A 25,283-nucleotide genomic window follows, 5' to 3' on the forward strand; every position below is an offset into this window, starting at 1 on the left:
CTCCGGCCCCCGAGGCGCCACCGCCACCTCCTCCGCCGCCACCGCCGCCCGCACCGGAACCGCCGCCCGCGCCGGCCGCACCACCCGCGGGGTAACCGGTGGCCGTGCGGATGGATCCGCAGCGGTTCGACGAGTTGGTCTCCGACGCGCTCGACCTCATCCCGCCCGAGTTGACGGCGGCGATGGACAACGTCGTCGTGCTCGTCGAAGACCGCCATCCCGAGGACACTGAACTGCTCGGCCTCTACGAAGGCGTGGCGCTGACCGAGCGGGACTCCGACTATGGCGGAGCGCTGCCCGACGCCATCACGATCTACCGCGAGGCGCTGCTGGACGTCTGCGAATCCGACGAGGAGGTCGTCGAGGAGGTGGCGATCACGGTCATCCACGAAATCGCCCACCACTTCGGCATCGACGACGACAGATTGCACGAACTGGGCTGGGCCTGACGGGCGCGGCATCCCGGATTTGTCCGCGCCGGGTGCTATGAACTCACTCATGAACACGGACTGCCGCGACTGCCGGGCAGGACTAGATCACTGCCACGGAACCATCATTCGCCATTGGCTGCATCGCTCGGAGTGCACCGAGCCGGACTGCGCCAGTCCCGAACTGTTGCCGCACACGTTCGTCATCGACTGCGACGCCGTCGGCTGCGGCTGCACCGAGGACTCGGTCGCCCTGGCCGTTTGATCGCCCCGTCAGCCCATCGGGTCGGTGCTTGACCGCACCGCGTCCGCGACCGGCGTGGCTTCGGGTTGCGGGTAGAACGGCGGCGTCAGCGTTCCCCACCGCACACAGCTCCACCGCCCGTCGGTGATCGGAGCCAACACCACCGACTGCGCGTTGTCCAGGTGGTTGTCCAGCGCGAAGTTGCCGTCCACTCCCGCCAGCACCGCGGAGGCCAGCCGGATCGCCGCGCCGTGGCTGACGACGACGATGTCGCCGTCCCACTCGTCGTCGTCGAGGTAGCGCATCCGCAGGTCGGTGAGCACCGGCACGTAGCGGTCCAACACCTCGCTGCCGCTCTCGCCGCCGGGCAGCGGCACGTCGAGTTCGCCGTGATGCCAGCGGTCGTAGATGGCGTTGAATTCCGCGACGGCGTCGTCGTCGCTGCGGTCTTCCAGTTGCCCGACCTGCACCTCGTGGATGCCCGCGACCTCGTGCGCGGCGACGTCGAGCGCAGCACCGATCACCGCCGCCGTCTGCGACGCCCGGGTGGCGATCGAGTGCGTGATCATCGCCGGCCGGCCGGACCCGCGGGCGAACGCCCGCGCCTGGTCGCGGCCCTTCGGCGTCAGCTCGGCACCGGGCGGCCGGGTATCCAGCCGGCGCTCGACGTTGCCGTAGGACTGGCCGTGTCGCACCAGCACCAGACGACCGCTCATTGCGCAAACCCCGCCGCCGCATCCTGGGCCGGGTCCGATTTGCCCGCCCGCAGGCGCGCCAGCCAGCGTGATGCCTCGTCCGCCGGCGGCGGAACCACCCCGGCGGCCTCGCCCGTCGGCCACGAACCCAGGTATCGCACGTTGGCACAACGACGGTGCAGCGCCTTGAGTGCCTCGGCGACGGCGTCGTCGTCCACGTGGCCGACGCAGTCGGCGAAGAACAGGTAGGTGCCCAACTCGGTGCGGGTCGGCCGGGACTCGATCCGGGTGAGGTCGATGCCGCGGATGCCGAACTCGGCGAGGGCGCCCAACAGCGCCCCGGGTTGGTTGTCGACGCGCAACACCACCGACGTCCGGTCGGCGCCGGTGCGGGCCGGCGGCGGTCCCGGCAGTCCGGCCAGCACGAAGCGCGTGCGGGCGTTGGGTTCGTCGACGACACCATCGGCCAGGGCCGCGAGCCCCCAATGCGCGGCGGCCAGCGGCGAGGTCACCCCGGCGTCGGCGTTGCCCTCGGCCACCTGTCGCGCGGCATCCGCGTTGGAGTAGGCGGGTCGCAATTCGGTGTTGGGCAGGTGCGCGGTGAGCCATTGCCGCACCTGGGCCGCGGCCACCGGGAACGCCGCCACCGTCCCCACGTCGGCGGCGCTGCGCCCGGGTTTGACGACGATGCTGAACGCGACGTCCAGCGTGGTCTCGGCGAAAATCTGCAGCGGCGAACCGATGGCGAGGCTGTCCAGGGTGGCCATCACCGACCCGTCGATCGAGTTCTCGATCGGCACGCACGCGTAGTCGGCGTCGCCGTTGCGGACGGCGTCGAGCGCCGTCGGCGTGCTCTCGATCGGCAACCGGCGCAAGGCATCCGGCCCCTGGTCGGGAACCAGCCCCGCCGACGTCATCTGGAGCAGCGCCGCCTCGGTGAAGGTCCCTTCGGGACCCAGATAGGCAATGCGGACCACGCTCCAACCCTAACGGCGGCCACCGCCAAACAAGGCTTGCGGCGCCCGGTGATCTAAGTTAACTTAGGCTTGCCTAATGCGATTGGAGAATGATGTTACCGCTGACCAGCGCCGCGCCGACGACTGCCGAGCGCATCCGCAGCGCCTGCACCCGGGCCGGCGGCGCGCTCCTGGCCATCGAGAACGAGAACGCGCGCGAGGAACCCGTCGCCACGCCGGTGCACCACCTCATGCACGACGGGTCCTTCGCCGTGGCGCTGCCGGCCGACCGGGACGGCGGGGCCGCCGGCGTCGATGGTTCGCAGGCGCTGCTCGAGCTGACCGACTATGCGCCGCTGCCGCTGCGCGAACCCGTCCGGTCCCTGGTGTGGGTTCGCGGCCGCCTGCAGCAGGTCCCGCCGGGCGCCGTGACAAAGGTCCTCGATCTGATTGCCACCGAGTGTCCGGATCCGGCATTGCTGCAAATCGATACCCCCCGGTCGATGCCTTCGGATGGGACGGAGCAGCGGTATACGCTGCTGCGACTCGAGATCGCGTCCGTGGTGGTGACCGACGCCACCGGAGCCGAGGCCATCAGCGTGGCGGAGCTGCTCGCGGCTCGCCCCGACCCCTTCTGCGAGGTCGAGTCGAGCTTGCTGTGGCACCTGGACAAGGCCCACGGCGACGTGGTCGCGCGGCTGGTGTCCCGGTTGCCGACGCCGCTGCGCCGCGGCCGCGTTCGGCCGCTCGGGCTGGATCGCTACGGCGTGCGGTTTCGCATCGAAGGCAACGACGGCGACCATGACGTCCGGCTGCCCTTCCACAAACCGGTGGACGACATGGTCGGGCTGAGACAGGCGATCCGGGTGCTGATGGGCTGCCCGTTCATCAACGGGCTGCGCGCCCGCCGGTAAGTTATCTGGGTGACCGGCGACCGACCCTCACGACGGCCTGAAAACCCGGTCCCGCCGCGCCCGGCCCGCCCGGAGCCACCGCAGGTAATCCACCGCGGTGCGCCGTCGCCGAGCGCCGAGACGGTGCCGCAGCGCCGGGTGCCCGCGCCGGTCTCCCGTGTCAACGCCGCCGCCCCGCAACGCGTCGCACCGCACCCGTCCCAGCCCCCACCGCGACCCATCCCGCCGCGGACCGGCCGCAAGCGCGGCAAGCGCCGCTGGGGCCGGAGGTTGGCGCTTGGTCTGCTGATCGCCGCGCTGCTGGCCGGCGCGGGCCTCATCGGCGGGGCCATCTGGTTCGACAAAACGCTGCACCGCGCGGCGGTGCTCGCGGACTACCCCGACCGGCCCGCGGCCGGGCGCGGGACGAACTGGCTGCTCGTCGGCTCGGACAGCCGCGCGGGCCTTACCGCCGATCAGCAGCAGGATCTGTCCACCGGCGGCGACGTCGGCGCCGGTCGCACCGACACCATCCTGCTGGTGCATGTGCCGTCGTTCGGCTCGAGCATCCCGGCGACGATGGTCTCGATACCGCGCGACTCGTATGTGCCGATCCCCGGTCACGGCAGGGACAAAATCAACTCCGCGTTCGCGATGGGCGGGGCGGCCCTGCTGACTCAAACCGTGGAGCAAGCCACCGGCCTGCGCCTCGACCACTACATCGAGATTGGGTTCGGCGGCTTCGCCGCGCTGGTCGACGCGCTCGGCGGCATCACCGTGTGCCCTGTCGCGCCGATCACCGACCCACTGGCCGGCATTGACCTGCCCGCCGGCTGCCAGAAGCTGGAGGGCCGCAACGCGCTGGGGTATGTCAGGTCCCGCGCCACACCGCGGGCGGACCTGGACCGGATGGTCAACCAACGGCAGTTCATGTCGGCGCTGTTGCGCCGCGCGTCCAGCCCCGCCGTGTGGCTGGATCCGGTGCGCTGGTACTCGGTCCCGCGCGCGGCCGCCGACGCCCTGACCGTTGATCAGGGGGATCAGGTGTGGGACCTCGCCCGGCTCGGCTGGGCGCTGCACGGGACCACCACCTCGGTGACCGTCCCGATCGGTGAGTTCAGCAGCGGCGACGCCGGCGCGGTGGTGGTGTGGAACCACGACGTGGCCGCCAAATTGTTCGACGCGCTGGCCTCCGACAGTCCGGTGCCCGGCGAGGCGCTGCAGGGACAGCAGTAACGACCGCCGTCGGCCGAACTAGTCGCCGACTCGGTCGGTGCGGGCGTTCTGCAACCAGGCCTTCGTGCGACCCGGGTGGTGCGTGGCCAGCCATGCCACCCCGACCTCCCGGCAGAAGTCGATGTCGTCGTAGTCGTCGACGTTCCAGCAGTAGACCGCCCGGCCCTGGGCGATGGAGCGGTCGACGAGTTGCGGATACTCCTTCAACGCCGCCAGCGACGGCCCGACGGCGGTGGCCCCGACCGCGGTGGCCGCGCTGCTGGCCAGGTACCGGGCGGTCTTGCCCAACAGCACCGTCGGCAGCATCGGCGCGGCCCGCCGGATCCGCCAGACCGCGGCCGCCGAAAACGACATCACCACCGCCCGGGACCGGGCGGCCGAGGCGGGCGCGGCGATGCCAAACCGGTGCAGCAGCGCCAACAACTTGCTTTCCACCAGCGAGCCATACCGAACCGGATGCTTGGTCTCGACGAACAGCTTCACCGGCCGGTGCCAGTCCAGAACCAAGCTGACGAGCGTGTCCAACGTCAGCAGGCTGGTATCGCCGTGCGTGCCGTCCGCACGCCAACTGTCGTGCCACGCACCGTATTCGAGCTCGCGCAACTGCTCCAGGGTCATCGTGCTGACCAGACCCGCACCGGTCGAGGTCCGATCCAGGCGACGGTCGTGCACGCAAACCAGATGCCCGTCGCGGGTCAGCCGCACATCGCATTCGACGCCGTCGGCGCCTTCCTTGAGCGCGAGATCGTATGCGGCCAGCGTGTGTTCGGGACGAGCGGCCGACGCCCCTCTATGGGCTACGACAAAGGGATGCCCGTCGAGCACCTCGTCGGCCCACGTCATACCCCTATGCTGCCGGTTCCTGCCCCTGCAACTCAACCTGACCGGACGACGCGGCCCCCGCGGGTCGATCGGGCTCCACCACGACCCAGCGATGCGCGGGCCGTTCGACCGGTTTGCGTACGAAGCCCTCGAAGACCCGGCCGGCGGCGGCCCCGGGGGCCCCCGCGACCAGATACGCGAACACCATCAACACGGTGTTGTTCGCGATGCCCTGTGCGTCGGTGGCGAAGCTGGAAAAAATAGCGAAGATCGAGATCACGTAGCTGAAAATCCAAGCGGTCCACCATTGCAGGACCGGTCTTTTCAACCGGGCGTAATGCTCTTCCATCGTCGCGAGCTCGATGACGTACACCGGAGCCCACAGCAGATTCGCCAGCGGCACCACACAGCCGGCCCACAGCGCGCGGACCGAGCGAGGCTCCGGCAGCCCCTGGTGCGAGAACACCGCGGCCCGTCTCGCGATCAACCAGCGGATCAACATCACCCCGGACGTGATCACCGCCGCGAGCGCCGCCACGCTGGCCAGGATCCCGAGCCAGTCCGCGGCGATGGCCACTACGGAGTTCAACAACGTGTTCCGGTTGACCACCAGCAGCACGTACCGCACGACGTACACCAGGGCCGCGATGCTCAGCACCAACACGCCAACGAAAACGCTGCTGCGCACCGCCGCGGCGGATGGCCCTGTCTGCGTTGGCTTTTCGACCGGCACCGGGGCTTGCTCGACGCGGTCGGCCAGACCCCAGCGCGGGATCACAGCATAGCGCGGGGTCGGCCCGAGGGACCGTCGTGCGCGTCGCATGGGGGGCGCGGCGCCGGGGCGGACCGCTATCCAACGGAAGCCAGGCGGCAGCCGCGGCGGGGTGCGCCAGCGGGTGGATTGCGCCGGTGCGGCCGGGCCACCACCCGGGCCCCACCGTGGATCGGGCGGGTCCGCCAGCGGCGCCATCAGGGCGCCGCGACAGCGGGGGCACCACTCGCGCCGCCGATCGCGCACGTTCCACCGCGTGCCGCACTGGGAGCACACCTGGATCACCGGACCAGCCTAGCCCGGCAGCTCGCAACCCCTCCGCAACGTGAACAGTTACCCATGGCTATCCACAGTTTCCACAGGCTTATCCACAACCGCCGGATCGGTGTTTACCCGTGGTACAGGCCGCGATCCGCCGGGCCGGGCCACAACTGTGGATAACGACCGGCCGTTCGGGGCGCGTCATCGACAGCCCCAGACGGTGGCCGAGCGAAATGGATTGGCCTACTAAGCACCCGCGCGGCGCGTACGCGCGGGGCGGCGCTTCCGCGCCAGGCCGGCGTCTTTTCCGCCGCCCGTCACGACGAATCCGCAGGTCAGCTGCCCGTAGCAGGGATGTTTTTCCATGCCTCGCCCGACGGGTTATGATCGCCATCACGAAAAAGTCGTTGTGACCCACCTCACTGCGGTGCGGTGGACGTGCTGGTGAAAGGCGCATGATGGCCACGCATTCGTTCGGCCCGGGTTCCCCGGCCCCCTCGAACTCGTACTCCGGCTCGCCCGCCTGCAACCACAGTTACAGCGTCGCCGCGCTGCGCGCCGGCCTGATCGCGCTGGCATTGCTCGCGGTTCTTGTCATCATCGTCCTGGCTTGACGTTTCGCCGTTCGGGTTTCCGGGTTACCGCCTCCTAGCGGTCGTTCTTGCGACGCGCGCGGTGATGGAGCAGGGTTGACTTGTGAAGCCGGGGGCCAGGCCGTCGCGTCCCGAACCCCGCGTCCGTCAAGAGACGATCACCAACGATCATCGAGGAAAGGAATGCCGTGGCTGAATACACCCTGCCCGACTTGGACTGGGACTACGCAGCGCTGGAACCGCACATCTCCGGGCAGATCAACGAGATCCACCACAGCAAGCACCACGCCACCTACGTCAAGGGCGTGAACGACGCCATCGCCAAACTCGAGGAGGCGCGCGCCAACGACGATCACGCCGCGATCTTCCTGAACGAGAAGAACCTGGCCTTTCACCTCGGGGGCCACGTCAACCACTCGATCTGGTGGAAGAACCTGTCGCCCAACGGTGGTGACAAGCCAACCGGTGACCTCGCCGCCGCCATCGACGACGCGTTCGGCTCGTTCGACAAATTCCGCGCTCAGTTCAGCGCGGCCGCCAACGGCTTGCAGGGGTCGGGCTGGGCCGTACTCGGCTACGACTCACTCGGCGACAAGTTGCTGACCTTCCAGCTGTACGACCAGCAGGCCAACGTGCCGCTCGGCATCATCCCCTTGCTGCAGGTCGACATGTGGGAGCACGCCTTCTACTTGCAGTACAAGAACGTCAAGGCCGACTACGTCAAGGCGTTCTGGAATGTGGTCAACTGGGCCGACGTGCAGGACCGCTACAAGGCGGCAACCACCAAGACCAAAGGCCTGATTTTCGGCTAAAACCATTTCTTCAGCGCTGGGGCGTCACGCGGATCGCGTGGCGCCCTTGCCTTTACGTCGTGTCGAGTTGCAACGCGCCTGAACCGCGGGCATTCTTAATTATTCGAGCTACCAGCGTGGTTAGGCGAAGTCGTCGCGCGGAGGTCGAGGTGGACACTGGCTCAGGTGGACCGATAGGGGTCGCCCCCTTCCACTCTCGTGGTGCCCTGAAAGGGTTCGTCATCTCCGGACGCTGGCCCGATTCGACGAAAGAGTGGGCCCAGCTTTTGATGGTTGCGGTCCGCGTCGCCTCGTTGCCCGGATTGCTCTCCACCACAACGGTGTTCGGCGCCCGCGAGGAGCTGCCCGACGAACCCGAGCCGGGCACCGTCGGCCTGGTACTGGCCGAGGGCACCGTCTTCGGTGAATCAGCAATCCAGCCAGGGTATTTCGGTGACCATCAGCCGCCCGCACTGCTGATGCTGCATCCACCCTCGGAGACCATGCCCTCGTTGCCGGAATGCACGGGGGCCGCCTCGGGCTGTGTGCTGCTGCCCGGATTGCCCTATCTGGGGCTGGAGCACCGCGCGGCCTGGGTGGAAGCCGAAGCCGACGGCACCATCACATCCATGGTCAGTCGCGTCGGCGTCGATCCCATCAGCCATCCCGACACCGCGATCCTGGCGATGCTGCTCGCCGCATAGGCGGCTACCGGGGCGACCGCGGTCGCGCAAACTCCGCGACGCGGCGGCGAACGGAGGTTTCGATCGCCGCGAGTTCACCCGGCGCCTGGGCGCCGGCGGCGCCGCCCGCTGACCCCGCCGGATGCGGCGACCACCCGCCAGAGGTATGTGCGTGGGCCGCACCGGTGTACCTACGGTTCGTTTCTTCCCCGCTTTGCAAACCCGACAGCAAATGCGCCTCTCGATGACCGCGAGTTGCCTGGTGGTTCGGGTGCGATCGGCCAGCGATGCGTCCAATCGGCGCGCCGTGGCGCGAACCGGCCGTCCGCCACCGTGGCGCCCAAACCTCACTCTGCGTATAACCTGTGAGTTTCGGATATTTTGTGGACACTTCAGTGAATTAGTTAGACGCTCGTCGAGTGAGGAATTGGCCGGCTCCAGCAACGCCGGTACCAAAACCGCTCGGGTTTGCACTTGGTCGCGGACTTAAACGCTCGCTACCATGAGCAAATATGCATAGGTAACAGTTCACTTCTACAGCACAGTGGGGGTCTTATCGATGAGCACGACGTTCGCCGCCCGCCTGAACCGCCTGTTCGACACGGTTTATCCACCGGGACGCGGGCCGCACACCTCCGCGGAGGTGATCGCGGCGCTCAAGGCGGAGGGCATCACAATGTCGGCTCCCTACCTGTCGCAGCTACGCTCCGGCAACCGGACGAACCCGTCCACAGCGACCATGGCCGCCTTGGCCAACTTCTTCCGCATCAAGCCGGCGTACTTCACTGACGACGAGTACTACGAAAAGCTCGACAAGGAATTGTCGTGGCTTGCCACGATGCGCGACGACGGCGTGCGCCGCATCGCGTTGGGTGCCGCCGAATTGTCTCCCGAGGCCCAGCAAGACATCCTCGAACGGGTCAACGAGCTGCGCCGCAAGGAACAGCTCGGCGCGTAAGCGCACTTGACGGCAGCGCGGCCCGACCTGAAGGGCCGCCGACCTCCCATCCCCATTAGGGTTGGCTCACGGATCGCGTACACGCGAGAGCGACAGTCCACGAGATACCGGGAGGCGGCCGGGAATGGCCCTGTTCCGCAAGCGAAAAAGTCGCGCGACACGTCGCGCCGAGGCCCGCGCGATCAAGGCCCGCGCCAGGCTCGAGGCCAAGCTGGCTGCCAAGAACGAGGTTCGCCGCATCAAGGGCGATCGGCGGGCGGCGGAAATGGCCCTGCGGGCCCAGATCAAATCCCAGCGCGACAGCGACCGCGCGGCGCTGAAAGTCGCCGAGGCCGAACTCAAGGCGGCGCGGGAAGGCAAGCTGCTCTCCCCGACCCGCATCCGCCGGCTGCTGACGGTGTCCCGATTGCTGGCCCCGATCCTCACCCCGCTGATCTACCGGGCCGCCGTGGCCGCCCGCGCGATGCTCGACCAGCGCCGTGCGGATCGGCTCGGGGTTCCGTTGGCCCAGATCGGCCAGTTCTCCGGCCAGGGTGCCGAGCTGTCGGCACGGATCGCCGGGTCCGAGAAATCACTGCGGATGGTGCAGGACAAGAAGCCCAAGGACGCCGAGACCAAGCAGTTCGCCGCCGCCATCAGCGAACGGCTCAGCGACCTTTCGGCGGCCGTCACCGCCGCGGAAAACATGCCCGCCGCGCGACGCCGCACGGCCCACGGCGCGATTTCGTCGCAACTCGACGGCATCGAGGCGGACCTGATGGCCCGGCTCGGGTTGACCTGAAAGCGACTGCCGGACATGACATTTGGCGGGTGGATTTCGCGCGTCCTGATCGCGGTCGGCGCCGCCGCGGCGCTGTATGTGGGCTCGGCAACCGCGCCCGCCTGGGCGCACGTTCACGCCAGCGCCGACAACGCGGTGCGCGGCGCGACGGCCATCGTCACCTTTCAGGTACCCAACGAATCCGACAAGGGCGCCGCGACCACTGCGCTGACCGTCACGCTTCCCGACGTGGCGGCCGCACGCACCGAAACCATGCCCGGCTGGACGGCCAAGCTGGACCGCGACGCGTCGTCGGGCAGCGTCCGCTCGGTGACGTGGACGGCCGCACCCAACGGCGGGATCGGAGTCGATCAGTTCGCGCTGTTTCGGATATCGGTGCAACTACCCGACGCCGACACCGTCAGCTTCCCGGCGACGCAGACGTATTCCGACGGCACGATTATCAAGTGGGACCAGCCGCCGCTGCCCGGCGGCGGTGAGCCCGAACATCCGGTGCCCATGCTGACCCTCGCCGCGGGACCGGTGGCACCGCACCAACACCACCCGTCGGCACCGGCCGACCATGCGGGCGCACCCACGCAGTCGCAATCGCCCGACAACACCGCCCGCCTGCTCGGCGGGGCGGCCCTGGTCGTCGGCGCGTTAGCCATCTGCCTTGTGCTGGTGCGTCGACGAACATGAGGCGCGGGGTGGTCATCGCGTGGGCGGGTCTGCTGTTGGCCGCCATGGCGTTGACCGCGACCTTCACGGCGCAGGCGGCGTTCGCGCATGCCGCGCGCGTGTCCGCCGAGCCCGCGGACAATGCCGTCCTGACAACCGGCCCCGACCGGGTGAGCGCGACCTTCAACGAGCGATTGCAGACCACATTCGCGGCCATGACGGTCGTCGGGCCGGACGGCAACGTGTGGTCCACCGGAGAGCCGACGGTCCAGGGCGCGATCGTCGGTATCGGCCTGCGCCCGCTCGGGCCGGCCGGCACATACATGGTGAATTACCGGGTGACGTCCGCCGATGGCCACGTGGTGTCGGGATCCTGGTCGTTTCGCCTGACTGTCCCGGGCACCGGCACGCCTGGGCCCGCCGCCGCCCCCCACGCCGGCGGCGGAATCCCCGTCTGGCCGTTCGTGGTGGTGGCGGTCGCGCTTGTCGCCGCGGGCGGCCTATGGGCGCTGCGGCACAGGCCGTGATCGGCCCTGGCATGATGGGACGCGACAACCCGGTGCGCTAGACAAGGCGAGAGAAAGCTGCAAAGGAGCGGCCGCATGGCAGACCCCGAGGACCAACCCAACAGCGAATCCAACGGCGCACCGACACCGCCGGAGAAGAAGCCGCCCGCCAAGGCGGTCAAGAAGGCCGCAAAAGCGCCCGCCAAAAAAGCACCAGCGAAAAAGGCTCCCGCGAAGAAAGCGGCGGCCAAGAAGGCGCCCGCCAAAAAAGCACCCGCCAAAAGCCCCGAACCCACACCGCCGCAGCCTGCCGCGCAGGCCGCCGACGCGCAGCGGCGTGTCGAAACCAACGGCCAGCTTGCTGCCGCCGCGAAAGACGCCGCGGCACAGGCGAAGTCGACGGTAGATGACGCCAACAACCCACTGCCCGCTGATCTGCCGACGCCGGCGCCGAGCCAGTTGCCGGTGCCGCTGTTGGTGGCCCTCGCGGTCAGCCTCCTGGCCATCGTGCTGATCCGGCAATTGCGCCGCCGTTGACCGCGTCATTTCGGCCCACTGCCGACCTCGTCGACAGCATCGGGCCCGACGTTCGCAGCTGCGACGTCCAGTTCCGTCAGTTCGGCGGGCGCGCACAGTTCGCGGGGCCGATCAGCACCGTGCGGTGTTTCGAAGACAATGCGCTGCTGAAATCGGTTCTCTCGCAGCCGAGTGCGGGCGGCGTGCTGGTGATCGACGGCGCAGGTTCCCTGCACTCCGCGCTGGTCGGCGACGTCATCGCCGAATTGGCGCGGTCCAACGGGTGGGCCGGGCTGGTCATCAACGGGGCGGTGCGCGACGCCGCGACATTGCGGAGTATCGACATCGGCATCAAGGCGCTGGGCACCAATCCCCGCAAGAGCACCAAGACCGGTGCCGGCGAGCGCGACGTCGAGGTCAGTCTGGGCGGGGTGACATTCGTGCCGGGTGACACCGCCTACAGCGACGACGACGGTATCGTCGTCACCTCAGATCACTAAACCGCCACTGCGGCGGTCTTTTTCGCGAACCGCAGGCCCTCGTCGGCGATCTTGCCGCGCCGGATGAGCTGGATGTCGCGCACATAATTCTGGTTCAGCCGCCACGGGGTGCGCGAGCCTTGCTTGGGCAACTCGTCCAGCGACCGCAGCACGTAGCCCGGGGTGAACTCCATGAACGGGCGCTCCTCCACGTCGGAGCCGGGGTGCTCGACCACCACGGTCTCAAAACCGTTGGCGTCCATGTGGTTCAGCAGCCGGCAGGCGAATTCCGAGACCAGGTCGGCCTTCAGCGTCCACGACGCGTTGGTGTATCCCACGGTGTAGATCATGTTGGGCAGGCCGGACAGCATCATGCCCTTGTAGGCCATGGCTTTGGTGAGGTCCACGGGCTCGCCGTCGACGGATACCGTGGCGCCGCCGAACAGCTGCAGGTTCAAACCCGTTGCGGTGATGATGATGTCGGCGGGCAGTTCGCGACCGGAGTCGAGCCGGATGCCGGTGGCGGTGAACCGGTCGATGGTGTCGGTGACGACTTCGGCCTGTCCGTTGCGGATGGTGCGGAACAAGTCGCCGCTGGGCACCAGGCATAGCCGTTGGTCCCAGGGGTTGTAGTTGGGGCCGAAGTGCTTTTCCACGTCGTAGCCCTGGGGGAGCTGGCGCTGCACGAAGCCGAGGAGGATCTTTCGCATCCGCTGCGGCCATTTCTGACAGGCCGCGTACAGCGCCGCCTGACGCAGCACGTTCCGCCAGCGAACCGCGGTGTACGCCTGCTTCGCGGGCAGCAGGTGGTTGAGCCGTTCGGCCAACTTGTCCCGCTTGGGCTGGGAGACGATGTAGGTCGGGGACCGCTGCAGCATCGTGACGTGCTTGGCGCCCGACTCCGCCAGCGCGGGAATCAGGGTGACCGCGGTGGCACCACTGCCGATGACGACGATGTTCTTGCCGGCGTAGTCGAGGTCCTCGGGCCAGTGCTGCGGGTGGATGATCGGTCCGGTGAAGTCTTCCGAGCCCTCAAACTTCGGCGCGTAGCCCTGCTCGTAGTTGTAGTAGCCGCTGCACAGGAACAGGAACGTGCACGTGATGGCCTTTGGCGCGCCGTCGCTGTCGATCTGGAGGGTCCAGCGGTTCTCGGTACTGGACCAATCGGCGCTGATCACCTTGTGGTTGAGCCTGATGTGCTTGTCGATGCCGTACATCGCCGCGGTGCCCTTGACGTAGTCGAGGATCGGCTTGCCGTCTGCGATGGCCTGGCGCTCGGTCCACGGCCGAAACCGGAAACCCAGTGTGTACATGTCCGAGTCGGAACGAATTCCCGGGTAGCGGAACAGGTCCCACGTGCCGCCCATGGCCGCCCGCTTTTCCAGGATGGCGTAGCTCTTGGTCGGGCAGCGGTCCTGCAGGTGCCAGGCCGCACTCACGCCGGAGATTCCGGCGCCCACGATGACGACGTCGAGGTGCTCAGTCATGTCGCCACGCTATCAACGCCACGTCGAGTGAGTCAACAGTCTGTCGAAAAGCTCAACACCGTGTAAAGTAGCGGCCGTGACCACCGCCAGCCAGACTCGTGCCCTGCGCGGCCGCCGTTCCCCGCGGCCTTCGGGCGACGACCGCGAGCAGGCGATCCTTGCCACCGCCGAGCGGCTGCTCGAAGAGCGCTCGTTCGCGGATATCTCGGTCGACGACCTGGCCAAGGGCGCCGGGCTGTCGCGACCCACCTTCTACTTCTATTTCAAGTCCAAAGAGGCGGTGTTGCTGTCGCTGCTCGAGCCGGTGATCGCGAGTGCCGACTCGGAGTTCGACGGGGCGGTGCAGCGCCTACCCGCGGACCCGCGCCGGGTGTGGCGCAACGGCATCAACGCGTTTTACACCGCGTTCGCGACGCACCGCAGGCTGGCCCGAGCGGCGACGGAGGCCTTGGCCACCAGTACCGAATTGCGGGCGGTGTGGTCGGGGTTCATGCAGAAATGGATCGACCAGACGGCCACCATGATCGCCGCCGAGCGGGCGCGCGGCGCCGCGCCCGAGACGGTTTCGGCCGCGGACCTGGCCACCTCGCTGAACCAGATGAACGAGCGCACCATGATGGCCGCCCTGTCCGCGCAGACGCCGGCGGTCCATCCGGACCGGGTCGTCGACACCCTCACCCATATCTGGGTCAGCAGCATTTACGGCGAACCCGGCTAGCTGTCGTCGCCCCGTGCGAACATACGTTCGTGCGGTGTGAGGCGTCCATCCTGCACGCGGATCTCGATTCGTTCTACGCCTCGGTAGAGCAGCGAGACGACCCGTCCCTGCGTGGCCGCCCGGTGATCGTGGGCGGCGGCGTGGTGCTGGCGGCCAGCTACGAGGCCAAGGCCTACGGCGTGCGCACCGCGATGGGCGGACGACAGGCGCGGCGGCTGTGCCCGCACGCCGTCGTCGTGTCGCCCCGGATGACCGCCTACAGCCGCGCCAGCGACGCGGTCTTCGAGGTGTTCCACGATGTCACTCCGATCGTGGAGGCGCTGTCGGTGGACGAGGCCTTCCTCGACGTCGGCGGCCTGCGGCGGGTGTCTGGAACCCCGGTCCAGATCGCGGAACGGCTGCGCGCCGACGTCCGCGACCGCGTCGGGCTGCCCATCACCGTCGGGGTCGCGCGGACCAAATTTCTGGCCAAGGTCGCCAGCCAGGAAGCCAAGCCCGACGGGCTGCTGTTGGTGCCGCCCGATCGGGAGCTGGCGTTCCTGCGCCCGTTGCCGGTGCGCCGGTTGTGGGGAGTAGGCGCGGTGACCGCGGACAAGCTGCAGACCCACGGCATCGAGACCGTCGCCGACGTCGCGGAGCTCAGCGAGTCGACGCTGGCGTCGTTGCTCGGCGCCGCGATGGGCCGCCAGCTGTATGCGCTGTCCCGCAACATCGACCGCCGGCGGGTGACCACCGGCGTGCGCCGCAGGTCGGTGGGCGCCCAGCGGGCGCTGGGCGCGGCCGGCAACCGCATGTCGCCCGCCGAGGTCGACGCGGTGGTGGTCAACCTGATCGACCGGATCACCGCGCGGATGCGCGCCGCCGGGCGCACCGGTCGCACGGTGGTGCTGCGGCTGCGGTTCGACGACTTCGGCCGGGCGACCCGGTCGCACACGCTGCCGTGGGCCACGTCGTCGACGCAGCCCATCCTTGCCGCCGCTCGGCAGCTGCTCGCGTCGGCGGCGCCGCTGATCGCGCAGCGCGGGTTGACCCTCGTGGGGTTCGCGGTGTCGGGAATCGACCGCACCGGCGCTCAGCAGCTGATGCTGCCGTTCGAGGGAGCACCGGCACTGGAAAACGTCGACGAGGCGGTCGACCGGGTGCGGCGGCGCTACGGCAAGTCCGCGCTCACCCGTGGGGTGCTGGTCGGCCGCGACCCCGGCTGGGAGATGCCGCACTTACCCGACTGAGGCGGTCCACTCCAGCAGCTTTTCGGCCGGCCAGGTGTTGACGATCCGCTCCACCGGAACCCCGGCGTCCAGCGCGCGCTGGGCCCCGTAGCCGAGGAAATCGAGCTGGCCGGGGGCGTGCGCGTCGGTGTCGATGCTGAACACGCAGCCGATTTCCAGCGCCAGGTTCAGCAGGCGGCTGGGCGGATCGCGGCGTTCGGGACGGGAGTTGATCTCCACCGCGGTGCCGTGCTCGCGGCAGGCGGTGAACACCGCCTCGGCGTCGAATTTCGATTCGGGTCTGATGCCGCGGTTCCCGGCGACCAGCCGGCCGGTGCAGTGGCCGAGCACGTCGGCGTGGCCGTTGGACACGGCGCGCACCATCCGGCGCGTCATCGCGTCCGCGTCCATCGACAGCTTCGAATGCACGCTGGCCACAACCACATCGAGGCGCTCGAGCAGCTCGGGTTCCTGGTCCAGGCTGCCGTCGTCGAGGATGTCCACCTCGATTCCGGTCAGGATGCGCATCGGCGCGAACTTGTCGCGCAGCCCGTCGATCACGTCGAGCTGCTTACGCAGCCGCTCGGGCGAGAGCCCGTTGGCGATCGTCAGCCGTGGCGAGTGGTCGGTCAGCGCGCAATACTCGTGGCCCAGCTCCGCCGCGGTGGCCATCATTTCGTCGATCGGCGCCGAGCCGTCGGACCAGTTCGAATGCAGGTGTAAGTCCCCGCGCAGCGCAGCCCGCACCTCGCCGCCGAGATCGGTTGCGGCGGAGCGTAATTCGACCAGGGCGTCGGGTTCACGGCCGGACCAGGCCTGGGAGATAACCTTGGCGGTCTTGGGCCCGATGCCCGGCAGCGACTGCCAGCTGTCGGCCTGCCCGTGGCGTTCCCGCGCGGCGTCGTCGAGGCCCTCGATGATGTCGGCGGCTCTTCGATACGCCATGACCCGTTTCGGGTCCTGGCGGCTGCGGTCCTTGTAGTAGGCGATCTGCCGCAGCGCGGTTACCGGATCCATGGCTCCAGTGTGCCCGCTCGGCTACAGCAGTTGCCCGACGATGAATCCGGCGAGAATCACGCCGAAGCCGCCGATCTCACCGGCGATCAGCAGCATCATCATCGCCCGAAGGCCGCGGTCGGGCCTCTCGAACTGGTTGGTGGTGTCGCGGCGCACGCCGTGGCCGATGTAGCTGGCGATCGCCGCGACGAAGAAGAACACGGCGACCATCGCCGCGGTCAGGTTGACCCACGCCGGCCACGCGCTGAATTCGACGAACACCGCGATCAGCAGCGTCGCGAACGAGTACAGCAACGCCGCGCGGTGCGCGATGTCGACGTAGGGATGCGCGCGGTGGTCCTCGGCGACCATGATCTGCCGGTACTTCCAGACGCCGAGCACCAGCGCCAGCAGAAAGATCAGTCCGGCGGCCAGCAGGGTGAGCTTGGTGTCGTATCCGAGGGAGCTGTTCATGGTCGGTCGAGTTTAATTGCGCGTCATAGAGACCGACTAACGTCGGGTGCATGCGATTCGCTTTCAAGACTTCACCCCAAAACACCACCTGGGCACAGATGCTCGCCGTCTGGCAGGCCGCCGACGACATCGACGTCTACGAGTCCGGCTGGACGTTCGACCACTTCTACCCGATCTTTTCCGACAGCGCCGGACCCTGTCTGGAAGGCTGGACGACGCTGACCGCGCTCGCGCAGGCCACCTCGCGGCTGCGGCTGGGCACGTTGGTGACCGGCATCCACTACCGGCATCCGGCCGTGCTGGCCAACATGGCGGCCGCGCTCGACATCATTTCCAACGGACGACTCGAGCTCGGGATCGGCGCCGGCTGGAACGAGGAGGAGTCGGGCGCGTACGGCATCGAGCTGGGCAGCATCAGGGAACGTTTCGACCGGTTCGAGGAAGCGTGTGCGGTGCTGACCAGCCTGCTCAGCGAAGAGACCACCGACTTCGACGGCAAGTACTACCAGCTCAAGGGCGCCCGCAACGAACCCAAGGGCGTGCAGCGCCCGCATCCACCGATCTGCATCGGCGGCAGCGGGGAAAAGCGCACGCTGCGGATCACCGCGCGCTACGCCCAGCACTGGAACTTCGTCGGCGGGCCGCCGGAGCTGTTCGCGCACAAGCGCGACGTGCTGTTCTCGCACTGCGCGGACATCGGACGCGATCCCAAAGAGATCACGCTATCGGCTCACCTGCGCCTGGAAGGCGACCTCAATTACGGACAGGTGGTCCAGGATGCGGCCGGGCTGGCGGCCGAGGGGCTGGACCTCGGCATCGTGTACCTCTCACCGCCGCACGACCCCGCCGTCCTGGAACCGTTAGCGGAGGCGATCCGGGATTCGGGGCTCTGGAATGGCTGATATTCAAAAAATTTGACGAGCTTGTTGGCGAGATAACGAAAAGGTAACGCTGAGCAAACGTGTCGCGCACCGCGCGGATGCGCGCGCTAATGGGCTACACCCCGAAAGCCATCAGCTCTTCAGCGGTTACCAGACGCTCCTGCTTGGCCGGAAACTCGCGGCTCTTCATCGGGTGACGAAACCATGACCAGGCGATTCGCCCCATCCGTGATCTGGGTACCGGGTTGATATGCACAGTGATCACTCCTGCGATCGGTCCGTTCTACGGGACTCCCCCTGTGACTTGCATGTGACAGAGCCCACAACGACCTATTACACAACAGCGGTCTGGCAAACGGTGGCAGAAACGCCGAAATTTGATATTGGTGTTTCTATTGTGGCTGGTGTGACTTACTGAAGCGGCACGGCCGTCGGCTTTATGGGTGCCGGCAGCGCCGTCGAACCCATCAAATACCGGTCCACGCCCGCCGCCGCGGCCCTGCCCTCGGCGATCGCCCAGACGATCAACGACTGGCCGCGACCCATGTCACCGGCAACGAAGACGCCTGGCACCGAGGTGTCGAAGTCGGCGCCGCGCGCGACGTTGCCGCGCTCGGTCAACTTCACGTCCAGCTCGGTGAGCAAGCCCGGCTTCTCCGGGCCGACGAATCCCATTGCCAGCAGCACCAAATCGGCCTCGAGTTCGAAGTCGGAACCCTCGACCTTGACGAACTTGCCGTCCTGCATCGTCACCTCGTGCGCCTTGAGCGCGGTGACGTGCCCGTCCTTGCCGATGAACTCCTCGGTGTTGACCGAGAAGACCCGCTCGCCGCCCTCTTCGTGGGCAGCCGACACCCGGTACATCAGCGGGTAGGTCGGCCACGGGGTCGACTCGGCACGCGTGTCCGGCGGACGCGGCATGATCTCGAACTGGTGCACGGCGACCGCGCCCTGTCGGTGCACGGTGCCCAGGCAGTCGGCCCCGGTGTCACCGCCGCCGATGATGATGACCTTCTTGCCCTTGGCGGTGATCGGTGGCTCACCGTCCGCCCCGAGGACGTCGTCACCCTCTTGCACGCGGTTGGCCCAGGGCAGGAACTCCATCGCCTGATGGATGCCGTCCAATTCGCGGCCCGGAATGGGCAAATCGCGCCAGGCGGTGGCACCCCCGGCCAGCACCACCGCATCGAAATCGGCCAGCAACTGCTCGGCGGTGATATCGACGCCGACGTTGACGCCCGCCTTGAATTCGGTTCCCTCGGCGCGCATCTGGTCCAGCCGCCGGTCCAGGACGCGCTTTTCCATCTTGAATTCGGGAATGCCGTAGCGCAGTAGCCCACCGATGCGATCGTCCCGCTCGAAGACCGTCACACCGTGACCGGCGCGCGTCAGCTGCTGGGCGGCGGCCAGCCCCGCCGGGCCCGATCCCACCACCGCGACCCGTTTGCCCGTCTTCTTGTCCGGGGGCAACGGCACCACGAAGCCTTCCTCGAAGGCCCGGTCGATGATCTCCAGCTCGATCTGCTTGATGGTCACCGGATCCTGGTTGATGCCGAGCACACACGCCGGTTCGCAGGGTGCCGGACACAGCCGGCCGGTGAAGTCGGGAAAGTTGTTGGTGGCGTGCAGCCGCTCGATCGCATCGTGCCAGCGGCCCCTGCGCACCAGGTCGTTCCATTCCGGGATCAGGTTGCCCAGCGGACAACCGTTGTGACAGAAGGGAATACCGCAGTCCATGCAGCGGGTTGCCTGCTGGCGCAGGGTGTTCTCGTCAAAATCTTCGTAGACCTCGTCCCAGTCCCGCAACCGTAACGGGACAGGCCGGCGCTTCGGCAATTCCCGATGTGTGAATTTCAGGAAGCCGCTCGGATCAGCCATGCGCGGCCGCCATGATCGCCTTGTCGACGTCGACGCCGTCACGCTCGGCCTCGGCGATCGCCTGCAGGACCCGCTTGTAATCCCGCGGCATCACCTTGGCGAAATGCCGCCGCTGCCCGGCCCAGTCGGCCAGGATGCGCTGCCCCACCGCGGAATCGGTGGCGTCGACGTGCGCCTGAATCGCGCCGTGCAGGTACTCGACGTCGTCCTCATCGAGGCTGTCGAGCTCGACCATCTCGGCGTTGAGATTCTCCGGCAATTCGCCGTCCGGGTCGTAGACGTAGGCGACGCCGCCGGACATACCGGCCGCGAAGTTACGGCCGGTGCGGCCCAGAATGACCACCTTGCCTCCAGTCATGTACTCGCAACCGTGATCGCCGACGCCTTCGACCACCGCGTGGGCGCCGGAGTTGCGGACCGCGAACCGTTCGCCGACCACGCCGCGCAAATAGACTTCCCCGCTGGTGGCACCGAACAGAATCACGTTGCCGCCGATGATGTTTTCCTCGGCGACGTAGTCCTGCGGCGCATTGTCGGACGGCCGCACCACGATGCGCCCGCCGGAAAGGCCCTTGCCGACGTAGTCGTTGGCGTCGCCGTAGACGCGCAGCGTAATTCCTCGGGGTACGAAGGCGCCGAAGCTATTGCCCGCGGACCCGTCGAAGGTGATGTCGATGGTTCCGTCCGGCAAGCCTTGCCCGCCATAGGCTTTCGTCAGCTCGTGGCCGAGCATGGTTCCGACCGTGCGGTTGACGTTGCCGATGGTGGTGGAGAACCGCACCGGCTTGCCGGAATCCAGTGCCTCGCGGCTCATCACGATCAGCTGCTGATCGAGCGCCTTGTCCAGGCCGTGATCCTGGCGCGAGCTGCAGTACAGGTCCTGGTTCATGAACGCCGATTCCGGCTCGTGCAGCACCGGCGTCAGGTCCAGCCGGTGCGCCTTCCAGTGCGCGCGCGCCAGCGTGGTGTCGAGCGAGCCCACCTGCCCGACGGCCTCGTTGAAGGTGCGGAAGCCCAACTGCGCCATGTACTCCCGGACTTCCTCCGCGATGAACATGAAGAAGTTCTCGACGAACTCGGGCTTGCCGTTGAACCTCTCCCGCAGCACCGGGTTCTGGGTGGCCACCCCGACCGGGCAGGTGTCCAGGTGGCATACCCGCATCATGATGCAGCCGGAAACCACCAGCGGGGCCGTGGAGAAACCGAACTCCTCGGCGCCGAGCAGTGCGGCGATCATCACGTCGCGGCCGGTCTTCAGCTGACCGTCCACCTGAACCACGATCCGGTCGCGCAAACCGTTGAGCAGCAACGTCTGCTGCGTCTCGGCCAGACCCAACTCCCAGGGCGCGCCCGCGTGCTTCATCGACGTCAGCGGGGTTGCGCCGGTACCGCCGTCGTGACCCGAGATCAACACCACGTCGGCGTGCGCCTTGGATACACCCGCGGCCACGGTGCCGACGCCGTTCTCGGAAACCAGCTTCACGTGCACCCGGGCGGACGGGTTGGCGTTCTTCAGGTCGTGGATCAGCTGCGCCAAGTCTTCGATGGAGTAGATGTCGTGGTGCGGCGGCGGTGAGATCAGCCCAACGCCCGGGGTGGAGTGCCGGACCTCGGCCACCCACGGGTACACCTTGTGCCCCGGAAGTTGGCCTCCCTCACCGGGTTTGGCCCCCTGCGCCATCTTGATCTGGATGTCGGTGCAATTGGTCAGGTAGTGCGAGGTGACGCCGAACCGGGCCGAGGCGACCTGCTTGACCGCGCTGCGCCGCCAATCGCCGTTGGGGTCGCGATCGAAACGCTTGACGTCCTCGCCACCTTCGCCGCTGTTGGATCGCCCGCCCAGGCGGTTCATCGCGATGGCGAGTGTCTCGTGCGCCTCGGCGGAGATCGATCCGTAGCTCATCGCCCCCGTGGCGAAGCGCTTCACGATTTCACTGGCGGGCTCGACCTCGTCGAGCGGAACCGGCGGGCGCACACCCGCACGGAACTTGAGCAACCCGCGCAACGACGCCATCCGCTCGCTCTGGTCGTCGACCAGACGCGTGTAGTCCTTGAAGATCTTGTACTGGCCCGTGCGGGTGGCGTGCTGCAGCTTGAAAACGGTCTCCGGGTTGAACAGGTGGTACTCGCCCTCACGGCGCCACTGGTACTCGCCGCCGACCTCGAGCTCGCGGTGGGCGCGCTCGTCGGGCCGATCCAGGTACGCCAGCCGGTGCCGGGTGGCGACGTCGGCGGCGATGTCGTCGAGGGTGATGCCGCCGGTCGGGCAGCTCAGCCCGGTGAAGTATTCGTCGAGCACGTCCTCGGAGATGCCCACCGCCTGGAACAGTTGCGCGCCGGTGTAGGACGCCAGCGTCGAAATGCCCATCTTGGACATCACTTTCAGCACACCCTTGCCGGCGGCCTTGACGTAGTTGTTCAGCGCGGTGTGGCGGTCCATGCCGTTTCCGGAACCGTCGATCACGCCGCGATCGATCATGTCTTCGATCGACTCGAACGCCAGATACGGGTTGACCGCGGCGGCGCCGAACGCGATCAGCATCGCCATGTGGTGGACCTCGCGGGCGTCACCGGATTCGACCACCAGGCCCACGTGGGTGCGGGTGCGGTCGCGCACCAGGTGGTGGTGCACCGCCGACACTGCGAGCAGCGACGGAATGGGAGCCAGCTGCTCGTCGGACTCACGGTCGGACAAGATGATGACCCGCGCACCATCGGCGATCGCCGCCGATGCCTGGGCCCGCACCTCATCGAGCGCGGCCGCCAGCCCGGCGCCGCCCTCGGCGACCGGGTACCGGCAGCGAATCACCTTGGAGCGCATGCCGTGTGGACGACCGTTGACCTTGTCCTCGGGGTCGAGGTTGACCAGCTTGGCCAGTTCGAAATTCCGCAGAATCGGCTGTGACAGCGAGATCTGGTGACAGGAGTGCTCGGTCGGTGTGAGCAGATCGCGCTCGCCGCCGGTGGTGCCCTGCAGGCTGGTCACCACCTCTTCGCGAATGGCGTCCAGCGGTGGGTTGGTCACCTGAGCGAAGAGCTGGTGGAAGTAGTCGTAGAGCATCCGGGGGCGCTGCGACAGCACGGCGACCGGAGTGTCGGTGCCCATCGATCCGATCGGCTCGGCGCCGGTACGGACCATCGGCGCCACCAACAGGTTGAGTTCCTCGTAGGTGTAGCCAAAAGTCTGCTGCCGCCGGACAAGTCGCTCGTGGGGCATGCGCACGTATTTGCCCGCCGGCAATTTGTCGATCGGAACCAGTCCCTTGTCGAGCCACTCCTGGTAAGGGTGCTCGGCGGCCAGCTCGGCTTTGATCTCCTCGTCGGAGACGATGCGGCCCTGCGTGGTGTCGACCAAGAACATCCGGCCCGGCTGCAGCCGCATCCGGCGGACCACCGTCGAGGGGTCCAGGTCCAGCACCCCGGCCTCGGAAGCCATGACCACCAGGCCGTCGTCGGTCACCCAGATCCGCGACGGACGCAAGCCGTTGCGGTCGAGCACGGCGCCGACGACGGTACCGTCGGTGAAGGTCATCGACGCCGGGCCGTCCCACGGCTCCATCAGCGACGCGTGGTACTGGTAGAACGCCCGCCGTGCGGGGTCCATCGCTTCGTTTCGTTCCCAGGCCTCGGGGATCATCATCAGCACCGCGTGGGCCAGGCTGCGGCCACCCAGGTGCAACAGCTCGAGAGCCTCGTCGAAGCGCGCGGTGTCGGATGCGCCCGGCGTGCAGATCGGGAACAGCTTCTCCAGGTCGTCTTCCGACCCGAAGATGTCGGTCTTCATCAACGCCTCACGGGCCCGCATCCAGTTCTCGTTGCCGGTGACGGTGTTGATCTCGCCGTTGTGGGCGATGCGGCGGAACGGGTGGGCCAGCGGCCACGACGGAAACGTGTTCGTCGAGAACCGCGAATGCACGATACCCAGCGCGCTGGTCAGCCGATCGTCTTGCAGGTCAAGGTAAAACGCCTTGAGCTGCGGCGTGGTCAGCATTCCCTTGTAGACCAGCGTCTGGCCCGACAGGCTGGGGAAGTAAACGGTTTCGCGGCCCGGTCCGTCCTGGCCCGGGCCTTTGGTACCGAGTTCGTGCTCGGCGCGCTTGCGGACCACGTAGGCGCGGCGCTCCAGGGTCATGTCGGAGGCTCCGGCCATGAACACCTGCCGGAACGTGGGCATCGCGTCGCGGGACAGCGCGCCCAGCGACGAGTCGTCGGTCGGCACATTTCGCCAGCCCAGCACCTGCAGGCCCTCGGCTTCGGCGATCTTTTCCACCGCGGCGCAGGCGGCCGCGGCGTCCCGCGACGACTGCGGCAAAAACGCGATGCCGGTCGCGTAGCTGCCGGCGGGCGGCAGCTCGAAGTCCACGACCTCGCGCAAAAACGCGTCCGGGACCTGGATCAGGATGCCCGCGCCGTCTCCGCTGCGCGGCTCGGCGCCCTGGGCCCCGCGGTGTTCAAGGTTGAGCAGCGCGGTGATCGCCTTGTCGACGATGTCGCGACTGCGGCGGCCGTGCATGTCGACGACCATGGCAACCCCGCACGAATCGTGCTCGAACGCGGGGTTGTACAACCCTGCGCGCTTGGGCGTCATACGCACCTGACCCTTCACCAGAACTTCCTGCACGGCCGTTGTCTGCGGCTCCGGCGGGGCCGCACCCGGAGGTTGCGGGCTGAACCCCTTTGGTCTTGTCGATAGGCTGTCCCCAGGCGGATATGTTCCGGTCAGGGAATCGTCCGTGCTGCGCTGAACGGTGGCGAGTACCCGGTCTCGACAAGTCGTAAAACGATATGACAAAAACCGCCTGACATGCCAACTTCCCCAAGTCTAACCTGCGAGGTAGCGCCACCGTAAATTCGCAGCAGGAGACTCTCGACACGGTCTCGACATGCTGTTTTGGCGCCGGTCTTTGGGCCACCGCGGTGCCGCCGCGACAGGCCGCCCGCCGCCCCCGGCCGCCCCCGCTAGTTTGCTGCGAGCCCGCCCAGCCACGCGCTCGCGCGTTCGCGCCGTCCACGAACCACGGCCGTATCTGCGCCACCGCCCGCGATAAGACGTGGCAGCAATGTTGCCGAGTTTGCCCGTCACCCCACCGGGGCGCTGGCGGAGGACGCCGCTGCCGACCGCGCCGATGCTGCGCTAAGTTTGCACGATATTAATAGGAATCTAAGCCGGCACGGGAGGCGATACTGGACTGATACTGGTCCGGTAGTAGCCCAAGCCCGGCGGTCGGCGACGGGACGGCCGCACCCGAGGAGCCCATGAACGAGCGCGACGAATTTCTGCGCAACCGTCTGCAGCCCGGCCGAGTTGCGCCCGACCCGCTCGATGACGTCGGTGAAGGATCGCAGGTTCTTGTTCGACGTTCGGCC

24 protein-coding genes and 1 pseudogene are annotated in these 25,283 nt (G+C 67.8%); 16 read left to right on the top strand and 9 right to left on the bottom strand.

What is annotated here, in order from left to right; translation table 11 throughout:
* Positions 1–98: 98 nt before the first annotated feature.
* Together A5736_RS08645 and A5736_RS08650 are read left to right on the top strand one after the other, a co-directional pair.
* Positions 99–498, top strand: a pseudogene (locus A5736_RS08645) (metallopeptidase family protein); the annotation flags it as partial.
* Positions 499–693, top strand: coding sequence for a hypothetical protein (locus tag A5736_RS08650; RefSeq protein ID WP_076245626.1), 195 nt, complete (start codon positions 499–501; stop codon positions 691–693).
* A gap of 8 nt (positions 694–701) precedes the next feature.
* On the opposite strand, the gene A5736_RS08655 is transcribed toward A5736_RS08650, so the two are convergent.
* Both A5736_RS08655 and pheA read right to left on the bottom strand, forming a co-directional pair.
* A complete protein-coding gene (locus tag A5736_RS08655; protein WP_076245627.1) occupies positions 702–1,388 on the bottom strand; it encodes a histidine phosphatase family protein in 687 nt (228 codons plus the stop codon).
* Positions 1,385–2,344: a prephenate dehydratase gene (pheA, locus tag A5736_RS08660; protein ID WP_076245629.1), complete on the bottom strand. Its 960-nt coding sequence runs from the start codon at positions 2,342–2,344 to the stop codon at positions 1,385–1,387. The genes A5736_RS08655 and pheA overlap by 4 nt, the downstream gene beginning before the upstream one ends.
* A 92-nt stretch (positions 2,345–2,436) precedes the next feature.
* Here pheA and A5736_RS08665 point away from each other — a divergent pair, with 92 nt between their 5' ends.
* A complete protein-coding gene (locus tag A5736_RS08665; RefSeq protein ID WP_139333209.1) occupies positions 2,437–3,237 on the top strand; it encodes a DUF2470 domain-containing protein in 801 nt (266 codons plus the stop codon).
* Between the two features lie 9 nt (positions 3,238–3,246).
* Positions 3,247–4,452 (top strand): LCP family protein, encoded by a 1,206-nt coding sequence (locus tag A5736_RS08670; protein WP_076245632.1) that lies wholly within the window; start codon positions 3,247–3,249, stop codon positions 4,450–4,452.
* Between the two features lie 18 nt (positions 4,453–4,470).
* On the opposite strand, the gene A5736_RS08675 is transcribed toward A5736_RS08670, so the two are convergent.
* Positions 4,471–5,295 (bottom strand): glycerophosphodiester phosphodiesterase, encoded by an 825-nt coding sequence (locus A5736_RS08675; RefSeq protein WP_076127376.1) that lies wholly within the window; start codon positions 5,293–5,295, stop codon positions 4,471–4,473.
* A gap of 4 nt (positions 5,296–5,299) precedes the next feature.
* Positions 5,300–6,331, bottom strand: coding sequence for a DUF4328 domain-containing protein (locus A5736_RS08680; protein WP_076245633.1), 1,032 nt, complete (start codon positions 6,329–6,331; stop codon positions 5,300–5,302).
* Between the two features lie 431 nt (positions 6,332–6,762).
* Between A5736_RS08680 and A5736_RS26285 the strand changes: the two genes are divergently transcribed.
* The 9 genes from A5736_RS26285 (at position 6,763) to rraA (ending at position 12,295) form a co-directional block, all read left to right on the top strand.
* Complete coding sequence (locus A5736_RS26285; protein ID WP_217695743.1) at positions 6,763–6,921, top strand: hypothetical protein; 159 nt, start codon at positions 6,763–6,765, stop codon at positions 6,919–6,921.
* Between the two features lie 167 nt (positions 6,922–7,088).
* Positions 7,089–7,712, top strand: coding sequence for a superoxide dismutase (locus A5736_RS08685; RefSeq protein ID WP_076119341.1), 624 nt, complete (start codon positions 7,089–7,091; stop codon positions 7,710–7,712).
* A gap of 149 nt (positions 7,713–7,861) precedes the next feature.
* Positions 7,862–8,395: a peptidase gene (locus tag A5736_RS08690; RefSeq protein WP_076127373.1), complete on the top strand. Its 534-nt coding sequence runs from the start codon at positions 7,862–7,864 to the stop codon at positions 8,393–8,395.
* 538 nt (positions 8,396–8,933) lie between these two features.
* A complete protein-coding gene (locus tag A5736_RS08695; RefSeq protein ID WP_076064859.1) occupies positions 8,934–9,332 on the top strand; it encodes a transcriptional regulator in 399 nt (132 codons plus the stop codon).
* Positions 9,333–9,456: 124 nt separating this feature from the next.
* Positions 9,457–10,113: a DUF6474 family protein gene (locus A5736_RS08700; protein ID WP_076245635.1), complete on the top strand. Its 657-nt coding sequence runs from the start codon at positions 9,457–9,459 to the stop codon at positions 10,111–10,113.
* A gap of 15 nt (positions 10,114–10,128) precedes the next feature.
* Positions 10,129–10,794, top strand: a complete 666-nt coding sequence (locus A5736_RS08705; RefSeq protein ID WP_076245637.1) for a YcnI family protein — start codon at positions 10,129–10,131, stop codon at positions 10,792–10,794.
* Positions 10,791–11,300 (top strand): copper resistance CopC family protein, encoded by a 510-nt coding sequence (locus A5736_RS08710; RefSeq protein ID WP_076245639.1) that lies wholly within the window; start codon positions 10,791–10,793, stop codon positions 11,298–11,300. Before A5736_RS08705 ends, A5736_RS08710 begins: the two co-directional genes overlap by 4 nt.
* 75 nt (positions 11,301–11,375) lie before the next feature.
* Positions 11,376–11,816 carry a nucleoid-structuring protein H-NS gene (locus A5736_RS08715; protein WP_076245641.1) on the top strand — a complete coding sequence of 147 codons (441 nt, stop codon included), beginning with the start codon at positions 11,376–11,378 and terminating at the stop codon, positions 11,814–11,816.
* Positions 11,813–12,295 (top strand): ribonuclease E activity regulator RraA, encoded by a 483-nt coding sequence (gene rraA, locus A5736_RS08720; protein ID WP_076245643.1) that lies wholly within the window; start codon positions 11,813–11,815, stop codon positions 12,293–12,295. The genes A5736_RS08715 and rraA overlap by 4 nt, the downstream gene beginning before the upstream one ends.
* Here rraA and A5736_RS08725 read toward each other — a convergent pair.
* Complete coding sequence (locus A5736_RS08725) at positions 12,292–13,761, bottom strand: NAD(P)/FAD-dependent oxidoreductase (protein WP_076245645.1); 1,470 nt, start codon at positions 13,759–13,761, stop codon at positions 12,292–12,294. The two genes, rraA and A5736_RS08725, sit on opposite strands and share 4 nt — an antisense overlap.
* 76 nt (positions 13,762–13,837) lie before the next feature.
* Between A5736_RS08725 and A5736_RS08730 the strand changes: the two genes are divergently transcribed.
* Both A5736_RS08730 and dinB read left to right on the top strand, forming a co-directional pair.
* Positions 13,838–14,479, top strand: coding sequence for a TetR/AcrR family transcriptional regulator (locus A5736_RS08730; protein ID WP_076245647.1), 642 nt, complete (start codon positions 13,838–13,840; stop codon positions 14,477–14,479).
* Between the two features lie 29 nt (positions 14,480–14,508).
* On the top strand, positions 14,509–15,708 hold the full coding sequence (gene dinB, locus A5736_RS08735) for a DNA polymerase IV (protein WP_076245648.1): 1,200 nt from the start codon (positions 14,509–14,511) through the stop codon (positions 15,706–15,708).
* Here the strand turns inward: dinB and A5736_RS08740 are convergent.
* Positions 15,697–16,704 carry a PHP domain-containing protein gene (locus A5736_RS08740; RefSeq protein ID WP_076245650.1) on the bottom strand — a complete coding sequence of 336 codons (1,008 nt, stop codon included), beginning with the start codon at positions 16,702–16,704 and terminating at the stop codon, positions 15,697–15,699. The two genes, dinB and A5736_RS08740, sit on opposite strands and share 12 nt — an antisense overlap.
* A gap of 21 nt (positions 16,705–16,725) precedes the next feature.
* On the bottom strand, positions 16,726–17,157 hold the full coding sequence (locus A5736_RS08745) for a hypothetical protein (protein ID WP_076245652.1): 432 nt from the start codon (positions 17,155–17,157) through the stop codon (positions 16,726–16,728).
* 50 nt (positions 17,158–17,207) lie between these two features.
* On the opposite strand from A5736_RS08745, the gene A5736_RS08750 reads away from it, so the two are divergent.
* Positions 17,208–18,059 carry an LLM class F420-dependent oxidoreductase gene (locus tag A5736_RS08750; RefSeq protein ID WP_076127351.1) on the top strand — a complete coding sequence of 284 codons (852 nt, stop codon included), beginning with the start codon at positions 17,208–17,210 and terminating at the stop codon, positions 18,057–18,059.
* A gap of 390 nt (positions 18,060–18,449) precedes the next feature.
* Here A5736_RS08750 and A5736_RS08755 read toward each other — a convergent pair whose 3' ends face one another.
* Positions 18,450–19,916 carry a glutamate synthase subunit beta gene (locus A5736_RS08755; protein WP_076127349.1) on the bottom strand — a complete coding sequence of 489 codons (1,467 nt, stop codon included), beginning with the start codon at positions 19,914–19,916 and terminating at the stop codon, positions 18,450–18,452.
* The gene (gltB, locus tag A5736_RS08760) at positions 19,909–24,504 is read right to left on the bottom strand and encodes a glutamate synthase large subunit (protein WP_076127347.1); all 4,596 of its coding nucleotides are present in this window, start codon (positions 24,502–24,504) and stop codon (positions 19,909–19,911) included. The genes A5736_RS08755 and gltB overlap by 8 nt, the downstream gene beginning before the upstream one ends.
* Positions 24,505–25,283 lie beyond the last annotated feature (779 nt).

It is taken from the genome of Mycobacterium sp. SP-6446 (assembly GCF_001954045.1).
Classification (GTDB): domain Bacteria; phylum Actinomycetota; class Actinomycetes; order Mycobacteriales; family Mycobacteriaceae; genus Mycobacterium.